Below are 2,253 nucleotides of genomic sequence, written 5' to 3' on the forward strand. Positions count from 1 at the left end.
GTCGTCATGCGGCGGGTGCGCTTTATGCTCTTCAATGTTGGCGGTCGTAGTACCACGCAGATGCCGCCTAACAGTTCATTCAAGCCGACGCCGCTTCGCGGCGCGGCTTAATTCAAGTGTTAGGCCGCTATGGCAACAGTGTCGCTACTGAAATGGATGGTTTTCTGGGCTGTTGCTGGCCTCGCCGCGGCTGCGGTTCTTCTAGCAATCTTTTCCGTCTCACCTGGGTCGTGGCATCAGCACCTTGAGGCGTGGCTCGTGGTCCTGTTCCCTGCCTCAATCATTCTTATGGCTGCGGAGGCCTGCCAAGGCTGGCTTACTTGGTGCTCTGCTCAGTACATGCTGCTGGCAAGCCTTCTCAACTCTCTGCTCTACGCGGTGATCGGAGCCATTCTCTGGCTGCCGGCGCGGGTGCTATCGTCGGTTCTTGGTCGCAGGCGCGCGGCCTAACAATTCATTCAAGCCGACGTTGCTTCGCAACGCGGCTTAATTCAGGCGTTAGGCCTTGTTTCCCGCACGGTTGGAGCAGGGCATCCGGTCGCTTGATGCACTCCGCTCATCCAGCGCAGTTGGCACCTCGCACACGCGGTGAAGGCCACGGCAGACATTCGTGATGCATCTCGGCTCCGGACAGGCGCATCTTCGGCGCAAGTACGATCATCTAGAGTCGGCCTCGTGCTGGCTCACGGTGGGGTCTTCGGCCGCGCGAGTTGTGAATCCTCGCCTCCGCTCTCACAGGCACGGCCAAGGCTCGGCAAGTTGTTGTAGTGTTCGGTTCAAGGGTTGGGCCAGGTGCCAGGCATCGGCGGCCTAACGTGTCGTTCAAGCCGATGCCGCTTCGCGGCACGGCTTAACTCTGGTGTTAGGCTGCTATGGATCCCTTGTCGCGCATCGAGTTCTCAGTTCGCTATCGGCTTGGAGAGTATCTGCACTTCGTAACGGAGCACGCCTTCGATACAGATGATGCCTTGCGCACGCTAAGCGGAGTAAGACGGCATTTGGCGCGCATCACGCTCCAGTGTGTTGCAACAATCGGGTTCGTGTACAAATCGTCTCGTGTCGGCCGGTGCGACTTCACTATCGACGCTACGGGTGTGAGCAGACGCACCAAGGTCGGTCCAGGTTCTGTTGTTTGGTCCAGGGTGAAGGCAGTCCACACTTACAGCCGTGGCTTTCTTATTGAGCTTGAGAGTGGCGCCATGCCCATACCTTTCCGCGTACTCTCGCCCGAACAGCAAGCCCAATTTCGTCTACTGGCAGCGGACCAACTTCTTGCGGGGCCGCAGCCTAACAATTCATTCAAGCCGACACCGCTTCGCGGCGCGGCTTAATTCTGGTGTTAGGCCTCATGGAAATAGCCTTCGAATGCCCAATGTTCTTCGCCATTGAAGATGAGGATAGATTCTTCAAATGGCTCTACTCACTCCCCGCCTACGAGAATGTAGTGGGTCAAGGATCTACCCTGCATCTGAGCCTGAGTAATCCCGTTGATCCGAGCACAGTGGAACAATTGCTAATCATCTTCCGTCGTTGGTGCATCGAGATTGACGCGCTGCTGCCACTCAAGTCCAAGGAGACGGAGGATTGTGAGCTATGGGACACTGAACTAAAGAAGGCTTCGCAGCCATTTCTTGGCGGTGAGGCCTAACAATTCATTCAAGCCGACACCGCTTCGCGGCGCGGCTTAATTCAGGCGTTAGGCGCCACGTGGAGGTCACATGAGCCTTTCCCGTCTGATTCCAATGCAACCGGTCAAGAGCATGCCGGAGAGTGTCGTCTTCTACGAAAAGCTTGGGTTTGTCGTTGAATCCAGGAACGACGATTGGGGCTGGGCCAAGCTGCGCTGCGGCAGCTGCGAACTCATGCTCGACCAATCGATCAACCTGCACGCCGGCATCCCAAGGATCTCCGTCCTTTATCTCTACCCAGAGGACGTCGCGGAGTTCCACCGACAAACGCGCGAGAACGGGTTGAGCGTCCCCGACCTAGACGCCACGTTCTACGGCATGATGGAGTTTCGCTTGGAAGACCCGGATGGGAATCGTCTTTGGGTTGGCCAAGAACAGGGTGCTGCGGGCGGCGCCTAACAATTCATTCAAGCCGATGCCGCTTCGCGGCACGGCTTAATTCTGGTGTTAGGCATTGCATGAAGATTCGTCGCTATCAGAAATATGATTGGAATCGGATCTGCGAGATTCATGATCTAGCTCGCATGGATGAACTTCGGGGAGCAAATCTAGAGGAGGCTTTCCT

2 protein-coding genes are annotated in these 2,253 nt (G+C 56.7%); both read left to right on the top strand.

The genetic code is table 11. The features are described from left to right. The first annotated feature begins 1,348 nt into the window (after window positions 1-1,348). Window positions 1,349-1,648, top strand: a complete 300-nt coding sequence (locus ACW7G5_RS14725) for a hypothetical protein (RefSeq protein WP_457005759.1) — start codon at window positions 1,349-1,351, stop codon at window positions 1,646-1,648. Window positions 1,649-1,718: 70 nt separating this feature from the next. Further along, window positions 1,719-2,087, top strand: coding sequence for a VOC family protein (locus tag ACW7G5_RS14730; RefSeq protein ID WP_457005761.1), 369 nt, complete (start codon window positions 1,719-1,721; stop codon window positions 2,085-2,087). Window positions 2,088-2,253: the final 166 nt, after the last annotated feature.

Source organism: Luteimonas sp. A501 (assembly GCF_054052085.1).

Bases quoted from the DNA above. Each gene is read 5' to 3' on its own strand.
- ACW7G5_RS14725 (WP_457005759.1), top strand. From the start codon at position 1,349: ATGGAAATAGCCTTCGAATGCCCAATGTTCTTCGCCATTGAAGATGAG.
- ACW7G5_RS14730 (WP_457005761.1), top strand. From the start codon at position 1,719: ATGAGCCTTTCCCGTCTGATTCCAATGCAACCGGTCAAGAGCATGCCG.